Source organism: Acinetobacter venetianus RAG-1 = CIP 110063 (assembly GCF_000368585.1).
In the GTDB taxonomy this organism is placed as follows: domain Bacteria; phylum Pseudomonadota; class Gammaproteobacteria; order Pseudomonadales; family Moraxellaceae; genus Acinetobacter; species Acinetobacter venetianus.
Window position 1 is genome coordinate 384,891 of record NZ_KB849557.1, and the last position, 22,440, is coordinate 407,330.

General features: G+C 40.3%; 18 protein-coding genes and 1 tRNA gene. 12 read left to right on the plus strand and 7 right to left on the minus strand.

Annotated features, from left to right (window positions below; genetic code table 11):
- Positions 1–11 precede the first annotated feature (11 nt).
- From F959_RS03285 to F959_RS03310, 6 genes are all read left to right on the plus strand, one after another.
- Complete coding sequence (locus tag F959_RS03285) at positions 12–452, plus strand: hypothetical protein (RefSeq protein ID WP_004877534.1); 441 nt, start codon at positions 12–14, stop codon at positions 450–452.
- A gap of 66 nt (positions 453–518) precedes the next feature.
- Entirely contained in the window at positions 519–1,142 is a 624-nt protein-coding gene (gene rdgB, locus F959_RS03290) for an RdgB/HAM1 family non-canonical purine NTP pyrophosphatase (RefSeq protein ID WP_004877536.1), read from the plus strand.
- 243 nt (positions 1,143–1,385) lie between these two features.
- Positions 1,386–1,604 carry a Sec-independent protein translocase subunit TatA gene (tatA, locus tag F959_RS03295; protein WP_004877539.1) on the plus strand — a complete coding sequence of 73 codons (219 nt, stop codon included), beginning with the start codon at positions 1,386–1,388 and terminating at the stop codon, positions 1,602–1,604.
- A 12-nt stretch (positions 1,605–1,616) separates the two neighbouring features.
- Complete coding sequence (gene tatB / locus F959_RS03300) at positions 1,617–2,069, plus strand: Sec-independent protein translocase protein TatB (RefSeq protein ID WP_004877541.1); 453 nt, start codon at positions 1,617–1,619, stop codon at positions 2,067–2,069.
- Positions 2,066–2,851, plus strand: a complete 786-nt coding sequence (gene tatC / locus F959_RS03305; protein WP_004877544.1) for a twin-arginine translocase subunit TatC — start codon at positions 2,066–2,068, stop codon at positions 2,849–2,851. Before tatB ends, tatC begins: the two co-directional genes overlap by 4 nt.
- Before the next feature lie 170 nt (positions 2,852–3,021).
- The gene (locus F959_RS03310) at positions 3,022–5,217 is read left to right on the plus strand and encodes a PhoX family protein (RefSeq protein WP_004877546.1); all 2,196 of its coding nucleotides are present in this window, start codon (positions 3,022–3,024) and stop codon (positions 5,215–5,217) included.
- 45 nt (positions 5,218–5,262) lie between these two features.
- Here F959_RS03310 and F959_RS03315 read toward each other — a convergent pair whose 3' ends face one another.
- The gene (locus tag F959_RS03315; RefSeq protein WP_004877550.1) at positions 5,263–6,045 is read right to left on the minus strand and encodes an NRDE family protein; all 783 of its coding nucleotides are present in this window, start codon (positions 6,043–6,045) and stop codon (positions 5,263–5,265) included.
- 93 nt (positions 6,046–6,138) lie between these two features.
- Between F959_RS03315 and lgt the strand changes: the two genes are divergently transcribed.
- A complete protein-coding gene (lgt, locus tag F959_RS03320) occupies positions 6,139–6,951 on the plus strand; it encodes a prolipoprotein diacylglyceryl transferase (RefSeq protein ID WP_004877554.1) in 813 nt (270 codons plus the stop codon).
- A gap of 30 nt (positions 6,952–6,981) precedes the next feature.
- Here the strand turns inward: lgt and wrbA are convergent, their stop codons facing one another.
- Entirely contained in the window at positions 6,982–7,581 is a 600-nt protein-coding gene (wrbA, locus tag F959_RS03325) for an NAD(P)H:quinone oxidoreductase (RefSeq protein WP_004877556.1), read from the minus strand.
- Between the two features lie 115 nt (positions 7,582–7,696).
- On the opposite strand from wrbA, the gene F959_RS03330 reads away from it, so the two are divergent.
- Positions 7,697–8,947, plus strand: a complete 1,251-nt coding sequence (locus tag F959_RS03330; RefSeq protein ID WP_004877558.1) for a YihY family inner membrane protein — start codon at positions 7,697–7,699, stop codon at positions 8,945–8,947.
- Positions 8,948–8,980: 33 nt separating this feature from the next.
- Here the strand turns inward: F959_RS03330 and F959_RS03335 are convergent, their stop codons facing one another.
- Entirely contained in the window at positions 8,981–9,889 is a 909-nt protein-coding gene (locus F959_RS03335) for a DMT family transporter (protein ID WP_004877559.1), read from the minus strand.
- 107 nt (positions 9,890–9,996) lie between these two features.
- On the opposite strand from F959_RS03335, the gene F959_RS03340 reads away from it, so the two are divergent.
- Complete coding sequence (locus tag F959_RS03340; protein ID WP_004877563.1) at positions 9,997–10,797, plus strand: AraC family transcriptional regulator; 801 nt, start codon at positions 9,997–9,999, stop codon at positions 10,795–10,797.
- On the opposite strand, the gene F959_RS03345 is transcribed toward F959_RS03340, so the two are convergent.
- The 3 genes from F959_RS03345 to F959_RS03355 form a co-directional block, all read right to left on the minus strand.
- Entirely contained in the window at positions 10,794–11,690 is an 897-nt protein-coding gene (locus tag F959_RS03345; RefSeq protein WP_004877565.1) for a polysaccharide deacetylase family protein, read from the minus strand. The two genes, F959_RS03340 and F959_RS03345, sit on opposite strands and share 4 nt — an antisense overlap.
- A gap of 73 nt (positions 11,691–11,763) precedes the next feature.
- A complete protein-coding gene (locus F959_RS03350) occupies positions 11,764–12,405 on the minus strand; it encodes a fumarylacetoacetate hydrolase family protein (protein ID WP_004877566.1) in 642 nt (213 codons plus the stop codon).
- A 33-nt stretch (positions 12,406–12,438) separates the two neighbouring features.
- Positions 12,439–12,936 carry a YcxB family protein gene (locus tag F959_RS03355; protein WP_004877568.1) on the minus strand — a complete coding sequence of 166 codons (498 nt, stop codon included), beginning with the start codon at positions 12,934–12,936 and terminating at the stop codon, positions 12,439–12,441.
- A 186-nt stretch (positions 12,937–13,122) separates the two neighbouring features.
- Here F959_RS03355 and F959_RS03360 point away from each other — a divergent pair, with 186 nt between their 5' ends.
- Positions 13,123–14,421, plus strand: a complete 1,299-nt coding sequence (locus tag F959_RS03360; RefSeq protein WP_004877569.1) for a hypothetical protein — start codon at positions 13,123–13,125, stop codon at positions 14,419–14,421.
- Positions 14,422–14,468: 47 nt separating this feature from the next.
- Here F959_RS03360 and F959_RS03365 read toward each other — a convergent pair.
- A tRNA-Arg gene (locus tag F959_RS03365) sits at positions 14,469–14,545 on the minus strand.
- Positions 14,546–15,047: 502 nt separating this feature from the next.
- Between F959_RS03365 and F959_RS03370 the strand changes: the two genes are divergently transcribed.
- Positions 15,048–20,066 carry a beta strand repeat-containing protein gene (locus tag F959_RS03370; RefSeq protein ID WP_004877570.1) on the plus strand — a complete coding sequence of 1,673 codons (5,019 nt, stop codon included), beginning with the start codon at positions 15,048–15,050 and terminating at the stop codon, positions 20,064–20,066.
- 647 nt (positions 20,067–20,713) lie between these two features.
- The coding region (locus F959_RS16685; protein WP_406564417.1) for a beta strand repeat-containing protein at positions 20,714–22,440 on the plus strand (1,727 nt) is incomplete at its 3' end.

A 22,440-nucleotide genomic window follows, 5' to 3' on the forward strand; every position in this document is an offset into this window, starting at 1 on the left:
ATATTTGCTAAGTGAAAATATCATTCGAAGTTATACCTTATTCAAATGGGATATATTCTGGTCTCAACATACAAATTATTCCTTATGACTTACAACGAAATCCTAATTGCCATAATTCAATTGTGATTGATGAGTTTGCTTTTTCTTTAATAGAACGGTTGTTTTTAGAAAATGAAAATCCTTGGTCACATTGGGGTTACACTTATCTTGATACTGAAAAAACAATTATAGTTTTAAAAAAATTAAGTAATTATAAGACGTACTTAAGTTCTAAAAATTATTTAAATTATAAGGATGATGTCAAACTTCTTTATAAAAGAGATACTAAGATTTTTAAGAAAAAATTTCCTAAATATAAAAATGAAGTCTTAACCATGATTGATCAGCTAATAGCATTTCTAACAAAGATTTTGGAAAAAGATATTAATGGTATCACTGTAATTGGTGTTTGATTTCTCAAGATTCAATCTAGCGCTAAATTAAGTATAATCATTACTAGTTTTATTGAGATTTTTGCAATGTCTACTCCCCTCTGGTTCTCTCAAGGCAGTCTTGTCCTTGCAAGTAACAACAAAGGCAAAGTTGTCGAATTTGAACACCTCTTTCAACAACTCAACCTTCCTGTCGAGATTATTCCTCAAGGTAAACTGGATATTGAAGATGCGATAGAAGATGGTCTCAGCTTTGTTGAAAATGCGATTATCAAAGCCCGTCATGCCTCTAAACTATCAGGTAAACCTGCACTTGCTGATGATTCAGGACTTTGTGTTCCAATTCTAGGTGGTGCTCCAGGCATCTATTCAGCTCGTTATGCGGGTGAACATGGTAACGATGCTGCCAACAACCAAAAACTTTTAGCTGACCTCGTACCTTTTCGCAAAGATGGCGAAGTGATTGAAGGCATGTTTGTTTGCGTACTCGCATTAGTCACACATGCCGAAGATCCTTTACCACAAATCTTTCAAGGTATTTGGACAGGTGAAATCTTAGAAACTGCCCGCGGAGAAAATGGATTTGGTTATGACCCCCTCTTTTGGGTAGCTGAATGTAACTGTTCGAGTGCTGAACTCAGCAAAGAAGAGAAAAGTAAAATCAGTCATCGTGGCAAAGCAATGCAACTCTTCAAAGCCAGCTTAATTTAAATCAAGCTGCGTGCTCTAGTTGATGAATAAAAACTAGAGCACTTTTAGATAAAATAAAAAATCAAATACGCTTAAATTAGAAAAAACGCCTGTATTAGGTATTGATTACAAATCAAAAAGTAAAATCATCTATTCAAATATTTAAAGCTAATTGTTCCTCTGTCGCAAAATTGCAATATAAGTGTCACATATTTGTCATGCCAAGCTGTTGAGATATATACAAAGTTTGATAGGAATAAAATTATGGCTGGTTTATCTATTTGGCATGTACTCATTTTCGCTATTGTGGTTATTTTACTTTTCGGTACATCTAAGCTTAAAAACTTAGGTAAAGATGTTGGTGGCGCGGTAAAAGATTTCAAAAAATCAATGAAAGAAGAAGATGAGGCAACTGCATCTTTAAATGAACCACGCACGATTGATGCTCAAGTTAAAAATACTGAAAGTTCAGTAAAAAACTAAGCGAGCCTGATTATGCTGAATTTGGGAATGTCCGAATTATTAGTATTCGGCATTATTGCTTTACTTGTACTCGGGCCTGATAAATTACCTGAGGCTGCTCGTTTTGTCGGTAAATGGTACACAAAAATAAAACGCCTCGTCAGTAATGTTCAGAATGATATTGATCGTGAACTCCGACTATCAGAATTACGTGAGCAAATGCAAAAAGAGATGCAACGTATCGCTGAGCTAGAACAAAAAATGCAAGTACAGATCAATGAATTAGAACAGCAAAGAGCGTCTGTTCTTGCACAAGAGAACTCGACTAGCAGTGACCAACCAATTAAGGTTCAAACATCATATTCATATCTCATACAGCCTTTAGCATTGATTTATTTTCCTAAATTCGCTGTCTTACACTTGGAATCCTATAAATCAAACTCGGATTCTGACTCATCGGTTTCAGAATTAAAGGTAGCTGTATGAACCCATCGTCTACTCAACAATTACCTTCATCTAATACGGTGAATGATGAGCAAGAAAATAAACTAGAAGAAATGCCGATTACGAAGCATTTAATGATTTTAAGGAAACACTTATTTAAAATCGTAAGCGCATTACTCGTTTTATTTTTTTGCTTGTTGCCTTTTGCAAATCAGACTTATCAATTACTTTCTGAGCCATTAAGAGCACAGCTTCCTGTTAGCTCATCAATGATTGCAACAGATGTAACCGCAACATTCATGGCACCATTCAAGCTGAATTTTTTCGTTGCTCTTATGCTTGCAATGCCTTTCATCATTTACCAAATTTGGTCATTTGCAAAGCCCGCTCTGTATGAAAAAGAAAAATCTTTGGCGTTTCCATTATTAGTAAGCAGCATTGTCTTATTTTACGCTGGTATCGCTTTTGCGTATTTTATTGCTCTTCCTTCTATTTTACATTTTTTTATGAGTGTATCGCCTGAAACTGTAGCCCCTATGACGGACATCAATAGTTATCTAGCTTTTTGTTTGAAACTATTTTTAGTATTCGGTTTAACTTTCGAAATCCCTATCATTACATTATTACTGATTTTAATTGGGATCGTAACAACACAAAGCCTAGTAGAAAAGCGGCGGTTTATCATCGTTGGATGTTTTTTTATTTCTATGTTCGTTACCCCACCCGATGCTATTTCAATGATTATGTTAGCAGTCCCAATGTGGCTCCTGTTTGAGCTTGGATTACTGTTTGGAAAAATTATAGAAAAAAGAAAGACGGCTTAGATTATTCTTGAAAAAACAGGTTTTTACCTGTTTTTTTATTTCTTATATTTTACTTATTAATTGATTTTTCACAAATTTGTCATGCAAATGTAAATGCTTCGTCATATTTAAACATTAAGTTAATTGGGGGAAAACTTTCAGAACAACTGTTACTATTTTAGGAATATTCCATGACCGAGCTATCGCCATATCATGAAGATCAAGAGTTGGATAACAACACATCAGACAATATCCATTTCCGTGACATTTTAGAACAACACATTAGTCGCCGTAGCTTAATTAGCAAAACTGCGAGTGGTGCTGTCGCATTAACTTTGGCTTCTACGTTGACTGGCTGTAACGACAACGATAATAATAACTCTAATAATAATGGTGGAACACCAACACCTGTTGATCCGAATCAAAAACCAGAAAAATTGTCATTCTCACCAGTCTCAAAAAATCTAGATGATATTGTTACTGTTCCTGAAGGTTATCAGGCGACTGTTTTATATGCTTTAGGTGACTCGATCAACCCAACATATGCTGAATGGGATGACAATAATATTCCATCAGGCCCAAGTTTCCAGTTCCGTTCAGGTGACTGTCACGACGGTATGCATTACTTCGGCATGAATGCTTCTACTCAACGCTTTGATGAAAGCATTTCAGATCGTGGTTTGCTGGTCATGAACCACGAATATATCAACCCAACTTTCCTACACCCTAAAGGGCCAACGAAAGTTGATGGTCGTCGCCCTGAAGATGAAGTGATTCGTGAAGTAAATGCACATGGTGTTTCTGTCATCGAAATCAAAAAAGATAAAACTTCACAAAAGGTAGAGGTTGTTAAGAACTCTATCTTCAACCGTCGTATTACAGGTTCTACAGTAATGGACTTTGCTGGTGCCGCAGCTGGTTCAGCTTTACTTGCAACTGCTTATTCACCAGCTGGCCGCCAAACACGCGGTACACACAATAACTGTGGTAATGGTTACACGCCATGGGGAACTTATCTAACAACTGAAGAAAACTTCATTGGATATTTTGCTCGTAGCACAACTGACGATGCTTTACGCAGCCCTGAAGAAATTATTGCACTGAAACGCTATGGTCTAAAAGCTGGTTCTGGCTCACGTTATGGTTGGGAATCTGCAATTGGTGGAGTTGAATCTCAAGACCTATATGATCGTTGGAATGCTGATGCGAAAGCAGATATGGCAACAAAAGATTATCGTAATGGGCCAAATACATTTGGCTGGATGGTTGAAATCGATCCATTTGATGGTCGTCAAAACCCAGTAAAACGTACTTCATTAGGACGTTTTGCACATGAAGATAGCGCCTGCCGAGCTGTTGTAGGACAACAACTCGCATTCTATATGGGTGATGATTCACGCGGTGAATACATCTATAAATTTGTGTCAGATGCAAAATGGGATGCCAACGATATTAATGGCGGTTACGCTGCTGGCGATAAATACATGAACGCTGGTAAGTTATATGTTGCGAAGTTCAATAATGATGGTTCAGGTCAATGGATTGAACTTAGCTTTGGCAAAAATGGCTTAAATCAAACCAACGCAGTTTATCCATTTAACTCTCAAGCAGATGTTGTAACCTTTGCTCGTTTAGCTGCTGACTCTGTTGGTGCGACCAAAATGGACCGTCCTGAATGGTGTACAGTAAATCCAGAGAATGGTGAGGTTTACGTTACTTTAACCAATAACTCTAACCGTGGTTCAAGTTATCCAACAGATGCTGCAAACCCTCGTACTTATGAAGATTTATATAACAATACAAAAACTCAAAAAGGCAATGTAAACGGTCATATTATTCGTTTCCGTGAAACTGCAGATTTAACTACTGCTGAAAGTTTCAAATGGGATATCTATCTATTTGGTGCTGAAGCTTCTATGGCAGCAAACATCAACCTTTCAGGTTTGACAGATAATAATGATCTTTCAAGTCCAGATGGCATGTGGTTTGACCCACGCGGTGTTCTTTGGATTCAGACAGATGACGGTGCATATACAGACGTAACAAACTGTATGATGCTTGCTGCTCTACCAGGTCAAATTGGTGATGGTGCTGCGGCGACCACTTCAAATGGTACTGAGACACTTGTTGGTAAAAAAGTAACTGATGAAACATTACGTCGATTCCTTACTGGACCAAAACAATGTGAGATCACAGGTATCGCTATGACACCAGACTACAAAGCAATTTTCATCAATGTCCAACATCCTGGTGAAGATTCAGATGATTATGCAACTCCAGCAAGTAACTGGCCTGCAACTCAAACAAATCCAAATAATACAACTGCTCGCCCTCGTTCAGCGACTGTTGTGATTACACGTACCGATGGTGGAGTAATTGCAGGATAATCCTAGCTTACCCACTAAAATAATGCCGACAAATGTCGGCATTATTTATTTCAGCAAGCTCAGTTTTATTTCCTCAAGATGCCCCTGCTGCTCACCTTGTTGGGTTTTCTCAAGCCAATGCCACTGTTGCGATGTCATTCTTAAAAAATTCGAACAGCGTGTCCCATAAATCGGACTTTGAATAAAGGTGGAAGAAAGTAACTCCTCCATTTCCACGCTGACTCCCGTATTTGGTAAAAGATCAGGAATAATCTTTCTCTCATCCTCCAAAATATCCCATACCGCATTTTTTAAATCTGATTCTGAAATATCAACTTGCTGCAACATCGGTAGAAACTCTTGCGTAAAGCGCTTGCGTAAATGTTTGGTTTTCTCCCAATCCTCAGTCATTAATCCATTGGAAACCACGTACACACCATTGGCTAATATTTGAGGTGCTTCGCCATGGTTACTCATATACACCGCTTGCTCACGATCGCCAACGAATAGATTAAAACCAGCATAAGCTTGTTGCTGTTGTTCTAAGTTTTGCGCGAAGCGAATGGGTGGCAAGTCACTTTCTAAAAAGTCTTGAATAAGTTTTCCACGCGAGGTTTCATATTGGTTTTTATCATGTCCATTGCGAAAGTTTGTCACAATTGCCCAGCGACCTGATGCGGTGACACCCATCCAAGTTCCGCCAGACTGTAAATCCTGTCCTGCAACGATCTGACTATTTTTCCACGGATGTAGTGTTTGACTTGGACGATGATAAAACTCATCACGATTTGAAATTAAACAAAGTGGCATATCCTCAAGAACATGCCATGCAAAAGCGACGATACACATTATTTTGTTCTCACATCTTTACACATTGAATGTACAACATTTTTCACATCATTCCGCTACAATCTGCTCAAAATATAAAATTGAGGAACAGCAATGCTGACCTATCCTAATATTGATCCAGTCGCACTGAGCTTAGGACCAGTCAAAGTGCACTGGTATGGACTGATGTATTTATTGGCCTTTCTATGCGCATGGGGTTTAGCATCATATCGTGCTAAGCAACGTGATGGATGGACTGGTGACATGGTCTCAGACCTTGTGTTTTATGGTGCGTTAGGTGTCGTGCTTGGGGGCCGTGTAGGCTATGTGCTGTTTTATGAGTTTGGTAAGTTTTTAGAAAACCCACTCTGGTTATTCCAAGTGTGGACAGGTGGCATGAGCTTCCACGGTGGCTTCCTTGGAGTCATCATTGCGATGTTATTTTGGTGTAAGAAATACCAAAAAACATGGTTTCAGACTTTGGATTTCATCGCACCGTGTGTACCAACAGGTTTAATGTTCGGTCGTATTGGTAATTTCATTGGTGGTGAACTTTATGGTCGCCAAGTTCAAGATCCAAGCTATCCATTTGGCATGATTTTTCCAACAGATCCATTAGGATTGGTTCGTCACCCATCACAAATTTATCAAGCTTTGTGTGAAGGTCTGCTTCTATTCATCATCTTATGGTGGTTTAGTGCGAAACCTCGCCCACGTATGGCAGTTTCAGCATTATTCTTGATCGGCTATGGCGTTGCGCGCTTCTTCATGGAATTCTTCCGTCAACCAGATATTGACCAAGGCTTTATCTTGTTTGGCTGGATGACCAAAGGGCAAATCCTTAGCTTCCCAATGATCATTATTGGTCTATGGATGATGTGGTATGCCTATCACAAGAAAATCTACGATTGGCAAATTAAGAAATAATAAAAAGGGAGCTGATGCTCCCTTTTTTAATTAAAACGTTCCAATCAGCGCTTTCACGACCTCACCTAACCGCTTTCCTTGAGCTTCACACAACATTTTTTCATCTTGAGATAAGCTTTGATCATGACGAGGACCACTGACATGGCTTGCACCATAAGGTGTACCACCTGTTTTGGTATTGGATAATGCAGGAATTGAATTCGGTAGCCCTAAAATCATCATGCCATGATGGAACAGTGGCGGTAACATTGTCAGCAATGTACTTTCCTGACCACCATGCATGGATCCTGATGAGGTGAATACACATGCTGGTTTATTGTGTAAAGCGCCATTCAGCCATAGGCTCGTGGTCTGATCCCAAAAATATTTCATCTCACTCGCCATGTTGCCAAAACGAGTTGGAGAACCAAGTGCCAAACCTGAACAATGTGTGAGATCTTCTAAGCTACAATAGATATCACCATCTGCTGGAATACTTGGCTGAGCCTCTGTCACAACAGTCGCTAAATTCGGTACAGTACGAATTCGTGCAGTCATGCCTGAAGCTTCAATTCCATCAGCAATCAAGTGTGCCATTTGCTTAGTTGAACCATATTTACTGTAATAGAGTACAAGAACGTAAGGTTGCATCAGTTTCGGTAATTTTGTTAAAAAGAACACTATACGACATTTTTTATAGTTTGCGCGGCAGTAAGTCTTGTGATTTTCACAAGATTTTTATTAAAAAATAATTAGGATAGAACCCATGATCTTAGACCGTTATCTAAAAAAATTCCCTTTTTTAGAGAAAACATGGTTTCAGTTTATTGTATTTGTGTTACGGCGCTTCAAGGCTGATCGTTGTCAGGAACAAGCAGGTTCTTTGACTTATACGACCCTATTTGCTGTGGTTCCAATGTTAACTGTATTCTTGGTTATCATTTCTTCGATTAAGGCGTTAGAGCCTGCTCGACAGCAGCTACAACAACTCATTTATAGTAACTTTTTACCTAAAAGTACCATCGCTTTTGATAAGGCACTCAATGCATTCACTGAAAAATCAAGCAACCTGACCATCATTGGTGTGCTGTTTCTTTTTATCACAACCGTTTTAATGCTGACCTCCATCGAGAATGTTTTCAACCGTATTTGGCGAGTTAAAGAGACACGTTCAGGTTTGGTTGGCTTTATGCGTTATTGGACCATTATTTCATTAGGCCCAATCGTGCTCGGTAGTGCATTTGTCCTCTCCTCTACTGTTGCTTCGATGAATATTCTGAGCAATAACTTTGCTGGTTATCAATTAAATGGATCTTTTATCTTATGGATGATCTCATTTTTATTGACCATTATTGGTTTCTTTATTCTGTATTGGACGATTCCAAATCGTACCGTGCCTATTCCCTCAGCATTGATTGCTGCTTGTTTTAGTGCAACCGTTTTTGAAATCTTAAAACGCTTCTTCGGTTGGGTGATGAGCAACTTCACTAGCTACGAAATCGTTTATGGTGCGTTCGCTGCCGTTCCTATTTTCCTGCTCTGGATCTACCTTTCTTGGAATATGATTTTGCTCGGTGTCGAAGTAAGTTATGCATTGACTGCATTTCACTCAGGAAAGGAACAAAAACGCCATCCAATTTTGATGTTATTGGACATTTTGGAATTGTTTTATAAAAAGCAACAGATTGGCGAAAGTGTTTCGGAGCAAGAGCTTCTCGGTATTATTGGACGAGGCGAACTGGGCCGCCTGCCTGCATATATCCTCCAATTAGAGGAACAAAATTTGGTTAAGCGTACCGACAAGGATGAATACGTTTTGGTTCGCAATCTGGCACAAGTCGATTTCTGGAGTTTCTTTACTGCGCTACCTTATCGGCTTCCACTCCGTGAGGACGTTCTGAATATTCATCAAGATGATGAATGGATGGAGAGACTTGGGCCATCATTGATTGAAAGTAATGATTACTTAGCGGCTAAACTTTCCATCCCGCTTTCCACCATCTTTGAACAGAAATAAAGATCACCTAAAAGACCTCAATAGAGGTCTTTTTTATTTCCGTAGCCAACCCTGCAAGCTCACAACAACAATCCCGAACAGAACCAATGCAGAACCAACCACAAAGTTTAGTTCTACAGTTTCATTCAATAACCACACACCAAAAGCCAAACCAAATAATGGCGTTAAAAATGAAAATACACCTAAACGAGAAGCTAAATAATTTCTAAGTAACCAAAACCATACAAGGAAACTTGCGAAAGAAACAATCAAAGTGTGAAATGCCAAACTACCAAAAACCAAGGGAGTAAAATGGATGGTGGATTGCCCCAGAAAAACAGCCAAGCTAAATAACAGAACAAAGCTCCCTGCAAGCTGATAAAACAAAGTCTGAGTCACTGCGGCCTGAGCCAAAGAGGATAAACGTACGGTAATCGTCGTCGCAGCCCAAGCAATTGCAGCCGCCAAAGCCAATAAATCCCCCCAAAGCATTTGTTGCTCAAGTACTGTTGTAGGGCCTTGATTGGGGCGAATAAAGGTTACAACGATCCCCATAAATGCAATCGCGATCCCACTCCATTGCAATACACTTAAACGTTCAGACGGTAACTTCCAATGCAATCCTAAGGCAACAAAAATCGGAGCGGTATATAGCAATACCACGGCGTGAGATGCTGAGGTTAGATTTAACGCTTGTGCCAATAAGAAGAATTCTAAAGAAAAAAGAACAGCAACCAAACCGCCTGCTTTAAGGTTTTGTCGATTAAACAGTTGACTGTTTTTATCCAGCCATAACAAAGGCAATAACAAAATTACAGCCAAACCTGAGCGCAATGCGATTTGCATCAAGGGCGAGATATCGGGAGCAGCCATTTTTAAAATCACTTGCTGCAATCCCCAAATCATACAAAGCACGATCATTAGACCTGATGCTTTTGCATCTAAAGCTTTACGCTCATCCATCGCCCTCTCCCAATTTTCATTCTAGAGAGCCAATATAAGTCTGTCAGATTTTCATGATATAGTGAAAATCTGACAATACATACGTGTTTTCGGGCAATTCTCACTCTATGAAAAAAACAGCACAAAGAATTCAGGATTTCCAAAAAATTCCTGCCATCAATGATATTCCTGCCCCGTTATGGTTAAGAGTTCGCGATGCGCCTGCTGAAACAATTTACCCCGAACACGCACATGCTTGGGGTGAATTTATTTATGCCTTTGATGGTGTGTTAGAAGTAAATATCGAGCAAATCCATTATTTAACACCGCCACCTTATGGTATTTGGTTACCGCCACATATGCAGCACAGTGGCATTAACCGAAATGATGTCACTTATTGTACGCTGTATGTCCATGAATCTTTGTGTCAGCAGATGCCGCAACGGGCAGGTATTCTACTGACTGCACCACTAGTTCCATCCTTACTCGAACATATTCGTAGTCATCACTTACCCGACCATGATCCTGAATATTTAAGGTTGCTCCAAGTGCTGCTTGATTGCTTAACACATGCTGAGTTAGTCGGAAGTTATTTACCCACTACGCAACATCCAGCTCTTGCTCAAATTCTTAATCATTTACATGAGCATCCAGCAGATGATAGTACCTTGGAAGAACTCGCTAAAATGATCAACATGACTGAGCGAACCTTGGCACGTTATAGCCAAAAAGAGCTTGGTATGTCTTTGCACGAGTGGCGACAACGTTTAAAAGTCATGAAAGCAATGTCGATGTTAAACAAAGGCAAAACCATTGAAAGTATTGCGCTCGATTTAGGTTATGCCAGTTCCTCAGCTTTTATTTATATGTTCAAACGTTGGATGCATTTCACCCCAGATCAGTTTCGAAAACTCTATCAAGGCAGTTAAGGCAGCTCGAAACGTTTTAAATTTTCCTGTTCATAGGGTGCATCTTCAGCGGGATAACGCAAATTGACATGCCCCTTTTGCTTCGCCAAAGACCAAATAATACTCTCACCTGCGGGCAAAATTTTTGCATGTTTTTGGTAAAGTGCATCACTGTAGGCTTGTTCACTATCAATCAACTGCCAATCATGTGCTTGAAATGCCTGTATGACATCATTCAGAAATGCCGCATTTATCGCATTTACATGTAACAACAAAACATGCTTAGGCGAATAGCTCAACGTTTCAATCGCTAATTGATCATAATATGCGGCCCGATCAAGTAAATGAGCAATATAAGCCTGTTTTAACTTTTTAAGGTACTGCGTCTGTCCTTGTTTTTGATAGGCGATATATTTCTGATTATAAAACCAATCACTAGCATCAATACTGACAGCGCCAGATTGATAATGATGTTGTTTTAAGTACGCTGCAACGCGATCTCGTTTTTCAAGCGTATTTCCCTCTTTTAAAAAAGGAAAACGATATCTTGCCGTCCAACCCGTTAGCGGACGAAAAACCTGTTCAGCACGTTGTATGCCTGCAATATATTGCTGACTGCTAATATAGTGTTTGTTGAGATTTAGATGTAACTCACTGTGGTTCCCAATTTGATGCCCTTGCTTGCCCCATTCAGCTACAAGCTGCAAACCTGCATAATCCCCTATTTTAATAACACTTGGATAAATAATACTTTTTAGTTGATGTTGTTTGAGTTGTTGTAGAATTTGCTGATTAATCTGCACCGCTTGCGAATTTAGATCGGGATTCACACCATCATCAAAGCTTAATGCCAGTTGTTTCGCCTGCCCCATTGTTGTCACAAATATCAGCAGCAAACCTAAGCATTTTTTCATGATTCTTCTTCTCTTTTATTTTTAAATAAAAATGGCGCTGATCTTATAAAAGTCAGCGCCATTCTAAACATTATTAAGCGTTTACAAAGGTATCCCAGTCATATTCTCCAGTCTGGGTAATCAACTTCATTGTCAACTGATCATTCGGATGTAATGCACCAACGCCAGCTGGCGTTCCAGTCATAATCACATCGCCTGCTTGTAAGCTGAAAGATTGATTGATCTCAACCAGTAAAGCACCAATATCAAATAACATATCTCGGCTAAAACCGTGCTGACGCTCAACTCCATTAATCGTCAGGATCAGCTCTAATTCTTGCAAGTCACCGATTTCATCTGTTTCGACCCAATCCGCTAGAATACATGCGCCATCAAATGCTTTCGCTCGCTCCCAGGGCTGTCCTTTGGCTTTTAAGTCACTTTGTAAGTCGCGCAGCGTGAGATCCAAACCTAGCGTGATCGCACCAACAGCTTCTAAAGCTTTTAGTTTATCCGTCTCTTGAGAAAGAGGATGTGTGATTTGCAAACAAATTTCACATTCAAAATGACACTCGCCTAAAGCCTGATTCCATTTAACACCTTGCGCCAGTGAACCGATACTGCTGGGTGGTTTCATAAATAAAATCGGACGATCTGGAATCGCATTACCAAGCTCTTTTGCATGCTCAGCATAATTTCTGCCTACACAAACTATTTTTGATGGCTGAGTACTCATGTAAGCTCCTTGTTGTTATAACCAATAATGAGTTTATTTTTTAAAGCTATTTTCAAACTTCGTTTGATCTGCTGAATCGATAAATGCTCGTTTCGGCACGATAATCACCGTATGATTTTTCAACTCTAACATGTAGGTCAACTTGCCTACTGCAAAGGATTGTACTTCAGCATACTGCGCTGTTTGTTTCTTTCCTGTTGAGTAAAGTTCAAACTGATCTTGGTAGAGATCAATGCCTTGCTCACTTTTTCCAAATTGATAACGCACGAATTGACGCTTAAACAACATCGGCAATAACCAATAACGCATCACACCCTGCATAATCAGGAAGAAAACACCAAGCGCGACGTAGTAGCGACCTACATCAGTAAAACCGAGATAAACACCCCACAAAATAATCGCAATACTAATCGCTGGGGTGAGAAAACGCGTAAGAGGCTTTTTTCCAAAAGTAACTAAGGCAAAACCATCTTGAGATTCTTGTAAGTTAAGGTAATAACGCACAGATACGGTTGGACGCTGTTCAGACATACTCGGCTTCTAATTTTGCTCATCATGAATGGGCATAAATATTACACTAATTTAAATGGCTACATGTTGTTTTACACAATATGACTATTTTTTACTCTAGAAAGAAATTATAAATATTTTGGATTCACTGTTATGGATAAACACCCATTGCTCAACAGGTAAATTATAAGAACTCAAAGGAATGTAATGTCTTATTTTTCTCGCCTCATTTCTATAGGCATTTTATTCGGAGTAAGTCCGTTTAGTTTTGCTCAGATCATTACATGGTCTGACAATATTCCAAGTGCTTTACAGCCTTTTCAAAATAATCCTCAGCTTTTAGCCAGTTATACGCAAGGCAATATTTTTATTTATGGGCATCCTGCCGTCAAAACCTCTGTACCAACATTAAAAAATAATCCTCAGCCAAGTGTTAGTTTTAATACTGCTGCGATTATTGTCCCTGCCAATAGCCAACGCGTTTCTGAAACATTGACTGACTTTAGTCATTATGTTGGTCTATTTCCAACACTGAAGTCTGCCAAACGTATTGAACAATCAGGCAATATCGTACAGATGAAATATAAAGTCTCGATTCCGACACCTATTCCTGTACTTAATTTCAATGAAGATGTGACATTACAACATCAGATTAAAGCCAATAGCATCGCGAGTTTGGTAGTCGATGCACCTATTCCTTACGGAGTAGGGAAATTAGAGTGGTTTGCACTCGATGACAACAGAACTTTGATCACCTTAACGCAATGGGGAGATCTAAACCAACCCAAAGGCTTTATCATCAAAAAAATATTAAATGCCATTCCTGAAGTTAAACTTGGGATTCCCAGTACAAGTAATGCATTTATTTTAGAATCCCTCAGAAATCGATTTATTGGACAAAACACGGCTGCACTCAATGCAGGGCAAATGCCCAATCCACAACTCAATGCAGCTCAATTAACAAAAATCACTCAACTGATTCAAGCATCCCAACAACCAGTCAGCGTGTTACATGCCCCGACGAGCGTACCGTATACTCACGGACGTGAAGGCATGCGATTTACAACGACCTATCATTTTTATAAGCATCCGCCACAGCAACTACAGAAATGGTTAAGCCCAGTGTCTTATCAGGAGTTATTTCCAAGACAAATTAAAAAAGTCGTCACGACACCCATTCAAAACCAAGGACAAAATGCTGATATTCAAGTTAATGTCGGTTTAGGGGTCATTAATATTCCCTTTGCATTTAAACTGCATTTTAACTATCCAAATGACACCGAGAATAGTTTTTATGCCACGGGTGGTGATTTACGTTTTATTAAAGGAAAAATGGAGTTGACTGAGCTCAAACAAGGCAGTTTATTTAAAATAACCACCAGCGCAAAAATTGATGAAAAAGCACCATTTTTATTAAGGGCAATGCGCAGCTTGCCTTATCATGATGTGCTGCCTGCTGTTGGAGGTAATACTGTGTTTGTACAGAAAGTTAAAAACAAAATATAAATTTCAGGCACAAAAAAACCGCTAAGTTAGCGGTTAATTCTTCAAATTGGTGCGCTCAGAGAGATTCGAACTCCCGACCCCTTAGTTCGTAGCCAAGTGCTCTATCCAGCTGAGCTATGAGCGCGTATTTGATGGAGGGCATTATACGCACTTTTTCCCATTTGATAAGAACTTTATTGCAAAATAATTTCAATTGATTATAGATTCAGCACATCGTTTAAAAACACATCAATACACAATATAAACATTTGCTTTCAATTGAAATACGAGACAAGAGTTTCTGCTTAATCACTACGATCAAAATTTTCATGATTTATTATTAAATTTCAGAAGATTAAAAAGTTGTTTACAGCGTTAGATGCTTTTTTTCACATTTTATTCACTTAGCTTTTGATATGGATTTTAGCTATTTTATCCATATTTTCTCTCTTCTCTCACACTAAAAAAATAAGCTAAGCAGTTGATTTTTATTATCCCCAAGATTTTCACAAAAACTACGCTTTATCGAGTGGCGTTGACAACAATTAGTTAAACATTCAATACTTTTTATTAATTATGAGACAGGAGTCACATAATTATAAGGACGAATAAAACAAGACTTTAATAATTATGATAGGTATACCAATATGTTATTTAAAAATATCTTATCACCCATAACAGGCATCCTTTCTCTTCCAAGCCAGAATAATCAAGGCTCATTATCTTCTGTGAATACGGTATCAACAGTCAATAATAATCAAATAGAAGATAGTACCTTGACCAATAATAGCAGTAGTTCTGCTTATGATGGTTTGTTGAATGGAACTGCCGCTGGAAACGGTGAACAAAACTACGGTGTTGGCGTGGGTAATGGTGAAGGCGTTAATTTTCCTATTCCATTTACGACAACTTTCTATTCACTCGGAGACTCATATTCTTGGTTTGGCAATGCTGAACCTGTCACCTCTATAAATACAGCACCAACGTCCTCTACAATCCATTTACAAGATCAAGATACGATTGATAACAGTAATACGGGTACTGCAGGAAATGGCAATGATGGTGGTTTCTTAAATGGTACTGCTTCAGGTAATGGCGATCATAACTATGGCATTGGTGATGGAAATGGCGATGGTGCCAACATCATTACACCTGTCACGACACCTGTAGACTCCCTAGGGAATGCTTATGCAGTAATTGGTGGTGGTGCAGTTGATTCAATCAATACAACTCCGACCAGTTCAACAGTTGTTATTGAAGACAATGACAATACCAATAACAGCAATACTGGCGTAGATGCCGCTGGGAATGGCAACGCTGGTGGTCTTCTGAATGGCGTCGCTGCGGGAAATGGTGAACATAATTATGGGATTGGTGATGGCAATGGTGATGATGCCAGTGTCACAACACCTTGGACGACACCAGTGCAATCTGTTGGAAACTCAATCTCTGGCATTGGCGGTGGCAGTGTAGACTCCATCAATACAGCACCAACAGTATCTTCAACCCATCTTCAAGATAATGACACAACCAATAATAGCAACAATGGTACAGGCACATCAGGCAATGGTTCTGGTGGAGGATTAGCCAATGCTGTTGGTGCAGGAAATGGTGAACAAAACTACGGCATTGGGAATGGCAATGGTGACGATGCCAGTGTGACCACACCTGTAACTGCTCCTTTTCAAAGCATTGGCAACTCGATTGCTGGGATCGGAGGTGGTGATGTAGATTCCGTGAACAGTACGCCAACAGTGGCATCCAATGTCATCGAAGACAATGACACAACAGACAATAGCAATAATGGCATGGGGATAGAGGGTAGCTCAGGCAATGGGATTGGCGATGGTCTACTCAACGGCGTGAGTGCAGGTAATGATGAACACAACTATGGTATCGGCAATGGAAATGGCGATGATGCAAGTGTCACGATGCCATGGACAACACCAGTTCAAGCGGTTGGTAACTCAGTCGCAGGCATCGGTGGCGGTGACGTCGGTTCAAGCAATAATGCACCAACCCTAAGTTCCAACATTGTTCAGGATAATGATTCAACAGATAACAGCAATAATGCTACAGGCATAGCCAATTCAACAGGCAATGGTATTGGCGGTTGGGGCAATGGTCCTGCTGCTGGCAATGGTGAACAAAACTATGGTATCGGCAATGGAAATGGTGATGATGTTGATGTAACTGCACCAGTCACCGCTCCTTTCCAAGCGTTAGGAAATTCTGTTGCGGGTATTGGTGGAGGTGATGTTGATTCAACCAATAATGCACCAACTCAAACGCTAAACTATGTCGAAGACAATGATTCAACCGACAATAGCAATAATAGTTCCAATAGCATTGATGGCTCTACAGGCAATGGCCTTGATGGCTTACTGAATGGCGTCAGCGCAGGCAATGACGAAAAAAACTATGGTATTGGCAATGGAAATGGTGACGATGCAGATGTAACTGCCCCATGGACAACACCGGTTCAAGTTCTCGGTAACTCATTTGGTGGCATCGGTGGTGGCGATGTTTCTTCCAACAATAATGGAGCAACAACATCCACAAATATTGTTCAAGACAATGACAGTATTGATAACAGCAATAATAGCAATGGTCTTGGCAATGCTGTAGGTAATGGGATTGATGGTTGGGGCAACGGCCCCGCAGCAGGTAATGGCGAACAAAACTATGGTATCGGCAATGGAAATGGCGATGATGTTGATGTTACAGCCCCATTCACAACACCCGTCAATGTTCTAGGTAATGCATTTGGAGGTATTGGCGGTGATGTTTCATCGACGAACAATGGCTCAACCACAACTCTCAACCACGTACAAGACAATGACAGTACCGATAATAGCAACAATGGTGGCACTGGTTTGGGCAGTGCTTCTGGTAATGGGATTGGCGGCCTACTCAATGGTGTGAGTGCTGGAAATGGTGAACATAACTATGGCATCGGTAATGGTAACGGTGATGATGTCGACTGGACATCACCTGTCGTCAGCCCAATCAATATTATGGGCAATGGTGTCTCTGGAATAAATCATAACAATGATGAAGATGGTTCTAGCAACACATCAACCAACACAGCAACCACCAACACCACCAATATTGTTGAAGACAATGACTTTACTGATCATAGCAATAATGGCGCTGGTGCAGCCGGTAATGGCATTGGTGGTATTCTCAGCGGTTTCGGCGCTGGTAACGGAGAGCAAAATTACGGTATCGGAAATGGTAACGGTGATGATGCAGGCGTGATCATGCCAACAACGACACCAATCAACGCCCTCGGAAATGAGTTTTCTTGGTTCGGCGACGCAAACAACTCATCCACAAATAATGCATCTACTACAGCATCAAATTATGTTTTTGATAATGACAGTACAGATAACAGTAATAACGGCACTGGTATCAATAGTGTTGCAGGTAATGGTGTTGGCGGTTTACTGAATGGCGTTGGTTCTGGCAATGGAGAACATAATTACGGAATTGGCAATGGGAACGGTGATGATGCTAGTGTCGTCATGCCGATTACCACACCAATGAGTGGATTGGGTAACTCATTTGCATTATTTGGAGATGCAAATTCAAGCTCTGTGAATGATTCATCAACAACCACTGTCAATCATTTTGAAGATAATGACACCACAAATAATAGTAACAGTGGCACTGGTATCGTCGAAGGAGCTGCTGGCAACGGCTTAGGCGGTTGGGGCAACGGTCCTGCCGCTGGTAATGGTGATCATAATTATGGCATCGGCAATGGTATTGGCAATGATGCCAGCGTTGTCTCCCCTATCACTGCCCCGCTGAGCGGCTCTGGTAATGCATTCTCACTCTTTGGCGATGCAACCTCTAATTCTGTGAATGACTCATCCACACATACGACAAACTATTTCCAAGACAATGACACCACAGATAACAGTAACAGCGCGAATGGTTTTGGTGATGGTGGTCTAGGTGGTGGTTCTTCAGGGAACGGAATTGGCGGAGGACTGCTAAATGGTGTTGGTGCTGGCAATGGAGAACATAACTACGGAATCGGCAATGGTATAGCTGATGATGCCAGTATCGTTACCCCGATTACTGCACCAGTCAATGCTTCAGGCAATGCCTTCTCCATCTTTGGTAATGCAACATCAAACTCAACCAATGATTCATCAACAACAACTGTGAATCACTTCGAAGACAATGACAGCATCAATAACAGCAATGCTCATAATGCTGGCGAAATTGAAGGTGGCTCAGGGACTCTTGGCGATGGTGGTATCCTGAACGGTGTTGCTGCAGGAAATGGTGAACATAACTATGGTATTGGCAATGGTATTGCGGATGATGCCAGCATCGTGATGCCAATTATGACACCAATTAATGCATCTGGTAATGCGTTCTCAATCTTTGGAAATGCAACAGCCAACTCAACCAATAACTCATCAACGACCACTACAAACTATTATCAGGATAATGATAGTACTGACAATAGCAATGGCACAGGAAATGGTGTTAGCACGGGTTCTGGTGGCTTATTCGGTCTTGGTGGAATACTCAATGGCGCTGCCTCAGGTAATGGAGAGCACAATTACGGTATTGGCAATGGTAACGGTGACAATGCAAGTGTTGTTGCACCGATTGCGATTCCTATCAACCTTTCTGGTAATGCGATTTCTCTTTTTGGTAGTGCCTCTGCGAACTCCACTAACAACTCATCTACCAATACAACCAATCAGTTCAATGACAATGACCTTGAAAATAATAGCAACGGCAGTGCCAATGGTTCAGGTGGAATCCTCGATGGTATCGGTGCAGGCAATGGTGAGCACAACTACGGTATTGGTAATGGCAACGGAGATGATGCGAATGTTGTAACGCCAATTACGATACCGATTAACTTCTCAGGAAATGCAATATCCGTTCTCGATCTTAGTGGTCTAAATGGTGAAGGTGATTTTAATATGCTTGGCCCAGTGACTAACTTGGTTGGCGTTGTTGCTGGTAATGGTGATGGCTCAGGAGTTTTAGGTACTGTTACAGGTGCAATCGGTGGCATCACGGGTGGAACCGATGGTAGCCCGATTGATCTCGTCACTAGTGTAATAGGTGGTATCACTGGTGGAGCAGACGGTAGTCCTATCGATTTAGTCACTGGTGTGATTGACGGCATCACGGGTGGTACTGACGGTAGTCCGATTGATCTACTCACCAATGTAGTTAGTGGCATAACTGGTACTGAAAGTTCATTGGGAATCGTCACAAACTTACTTAGTAGCATTACTGGTAGTCTTAATGGTGGTGCACTAAGTGAAGTAACTCATATTACAGCCGATATCGATGGCGTATTCAGTGGCGGAGCGCTTGATTCTGTTGGAACAACCATTAGCAATGCGACAGATAACCTTAAACTTGGTTTAGATGGTCTGACTGACGGATTAAGTGATGGTTCACTTGATGGTATTCATAACCTCATCAGCATTAGCTTAAATGGTGAAAGTGAGAACAGCTTAGGCGTTGAACATATTCTGACAGCAATTACAGGAACGACATCAACAGTGACAACAGTAACGGATTCAACAGGCTCAACTAGCACATATACAGAAACCATTACCTCCCCATCTACACTGACACATCTCTCAGATGAACTATTCCACTCATTGAATCTATTCTAAATCCTCGCTCAAAAAGCCGCTGTCATCAGCGGCTTTGATTTAATAAAGATTTAAACGTACTTATCCATTCAAACACCTTAATCAACAGTATTGATAAATACATAGTTTTAAATATCTTAACAATAATAAATTCTATACAAAAAAAACTGACGAATGACCACTTTTGACAAACAGAACGCCCCGACAGTCTAAAAAATTAACCTTCACTTTAAACAACTGATATTGCTCACATATTAAACAAATTCTACCTGAGCTTAAGCTCAAATAAAAAGTCTATTAAATATTAAAACTATTTACAATCAACAAGATAAGGTATCAAAAACAGAATAAGCAAATCAAATTCTCAAGATTGACAAAAAAACTGCAACATATAACACTAAAAATGATTAATGTGATGTTAATCACACAAAAACAATATGGATTTAATAATTACTCGAAACAAAACATTTTAAAAATATATAGGTACGCTTATGAGCTTCAAAAGTCTATTTTCGCCAATCTCGAATCTATCATCGAATTCATTTGATGATAATTTCACAATATCGCCCCTGAGTGGCTCAACACAGATTCCTTTTGCGTTGCTTTCACAGGCGCTGTCTACTCAAAATATCAACAGTATGGTGAGCAGTATAACGAGCAATATAGCAATGAACTCGTTTAGCCCTGTACTTAATATTCTAGGAAATTTTAATCCTATATCATCATTCACAGGGACTTTTGAAGACATTTCTAGTAGTAGCGGGAACTTCAAAAGTTTAGTCAATATTCCGTTTAAAGTCGTTCCCAATATGAGTGGTGGAGTTCCAAATATTCCGACCAACAATCCATTAGATGCAGCTGTTAATATGGCTGGGAATGTAAAAAATACAACTCTGAATAACCAATTATTTGATCAGACCACGAGCACTATCACCAATAACTCAGGCCTTCTCAATACAAGTACGCTAGAAAATCCAACCAATATTTTTGATACCTTTACAAACACAACCAACACTTCACCACTCAGTACCGTAACAAATGCATTCAGTGGCTCAATTATTGGGCTAAACACAGATGGTTTCGAAAATAACATCAACGCCATTAACAACTTTAAAACCTTAATTGCGAATAATCCTGCAACAGCTTTAACTAACTTCTTTGGGGGATTAAATGGCGGAGTGAATGATAGCTCAGGCAATGCCAGCGGCAACATCAATACGCCTGTTGGAAATATCAATAGTGGTCTTTCTGGTGACCCTGAGAATGGTATCAATGGTGGGATTAATACAGGATCAGGCGATATAAATATTGGTGTCGGCGGCTATCAACTCAATACACTCACAACAACCATTTCAAATATCACTGGTGGGACTAACCCAACAAATACCTTCTCTACCATCATCAATCAGGTAAGTAGCGGAAGTAACCCTGTAACTCAAACTGTTCAAAGCGGTATTGATACATTACAAGGTGCTGAAAGCCTCAAAACAGAAGTCATTAACTCAGGTATTAATACCGTTGCAGATACAATCATTAGCGCTGTTCATCAATCCGAACATCCGATTGGGGATACAGCAGATCTAGGCACACTGACTTTTGAGACTTCACGCGATACCGTAAATGGTTCTTTAGAAGCTGTTTCAGACTTAGCTGGTGCAGATTTTAATGGTGCGATCGACTCCGTATCTGGTGTAGTGGAAACATTAATTAATAACGGCTCTACAGCTACAGAGGTTGTCCAACACATTGGTAGCGATCTTGGTAACTTAGGTAATCTTACTGATGGTACACCACTTGAAATGGTGACTGGTGTGATCGACGGTATCACAGGTGGCACTGACAGTAGTCCAATTGATCTCGTCACTGGTGTCATTGATGGCATTACTGGTGGTACTGATGGTAGTCCGATTGATTTAGTGACTGGTGTGATTGATGGCATCACAGGTGGTACTGACGGTAGCCCTATCGATTTAGTCACTGGTGTGATCGATGGAATTACGGGTGGAACAGACGGTAGTCCGATTGATCTCGTCACTGGTGTGATTGATGGCATTACTGGCGGAACAGACGGCAGCCCAATCGATTTAGTTACTGGTGTGATTGATGGCATCACAGGCGGTACTGATGGTAGTCCAATTGATCTTGTGACTGGTGTCATCGATGGTATTACAGGTGGTACAGACGGTAGTCCTATCGATTTAGTCACTGGCGTGATTGACGGTATCACAGGCGGTACTGATGGTAGCCCGATTGATTTAGTCACTGGTGTAATCGATGGTATTACAGGTGGTACCGATGGCAGCCCGATTGATCTCGTCACTGGTGTGATTGATGGCATCACAGGTGGTACTGATGGTAGTCCAATTGATCTTGTGACTGGCGTTATCGATGGCAT

What these genes read in the sequence shown, in the direction of transcription:
- rdgB (WP_004877536.1), top strand. Translation starts at nt 519, where the DNA reads ATGTCTACTCCCCTCTGGTTCTCTCAAGGCAGTCTTGTCCTTGCAAGT.
- tatA (WP_004877539.1), top strand. Translation starts at nt 1,386, where the DNA reads ATGGCTGGTTTATCTATTTGGCATGTACTCATTTTCGCTATTGTGGTT.
- tatB (WP_004877541.1), top strand. Translation starts at nt 1,617, where the DNA reads ATGCTGAATTTGGGAATGTCCGAATTATTAGTATTCGGCATTATTGCT.
- tatC (WP_004877544.1), top strand. Translation starts at nt 2,066, where the DNA reads ATGAACCCATCGTCTACTCAACAATTACCTTCATCTAATACGGTGAAT.
- F959_RS03310 (WP_004877546.1), top strand. Translation starts at nt 3,022, where the DNA reads ATGACCGAGCTATCGCCATATCATGAAGATCAAGAGTTGGATAACAAC.
- F959_RS03315 (WP_004877550.1), bottom strand. Translation starts at nt 6,045, where the DNA reads ATGTGTATCGTCGCTTTTGCATGGCATGTTCTTGAGGATATGCCACTT.
- lgt (WP_004877554.1), top strand. Translation starts at nt 6,139, where the DNA reads ATGCTGACCTATCCTAATATTGATCCAGTCGCACTGAGCTTAGGACCA.
- wrbA (WP_004877556.1), bottom strand. Translation starts at nt 7,581, where the DNA reads ATGCAACCTTACGTTCTTGTACTCTATTACAGTAAATATGGTTCAACT.
- F959_RS03330 (WP_004877558.1), top strand. Translation starts at nt 7,697, where the DNA reads ATGATCTTAGACCGTTATCTAAAAAAATTCCCTTTTTTAGAGAAAACA.
- F959_RS03335 (WP_004877559.1), bottom strand. Translation starts at nt 9,889, where the DNA reads ATGGATGAGCGTAAAGCTTTAGATGCAAAAGCATCAGGTCTAATGATC.
- F959_RS03340 (WP_004877563.1), top strand. Translation starts at nt 9,997, where the DNA reads ATGAAAAAAACAGCACAAAGAATTCAGGATTTCCAAAAAATTCCTGCC.
- F959_RS03345 (WP_004877565.1), bottom strand. Translation starts at nt 11,690, where the DNA reads ATGAAAAAATGCTTAGGTTTGCTGCTGATATTTGTGACAACAATGGGG.
- F959_RS03350 (WP_004877566.1), bottom strand. Translation starts at nt 12,405, where the DNA reads ATGAGTACTCAGCCATCAAAAATAGTTTGTGTAGGCAGAAATTATGCT.
- F959_RS03355 (WP_004877568.1), bottom strand. Translation starts at nt 12,936, where the DNA reads ATGTCTGAACAGCGTCCAACCGTATCTGTGCGTTATTACCTTAACTTA.
- F959_RS03360 (WP_004877569.1), top strand. Translation starts at nt 13,123, where the DNA reads ATGTCTTATTTTTCTCGCCTCATTTCTATAGGCATTTTATTCGGAGTA.
- F959_RS03370 (WP_004877570.1), top strand. Translation starts at nt 15,048, where the DNA reads ATGTTATTTAAAAATATCTTATCACCCATAACAGGCATCCTTTCTCTT.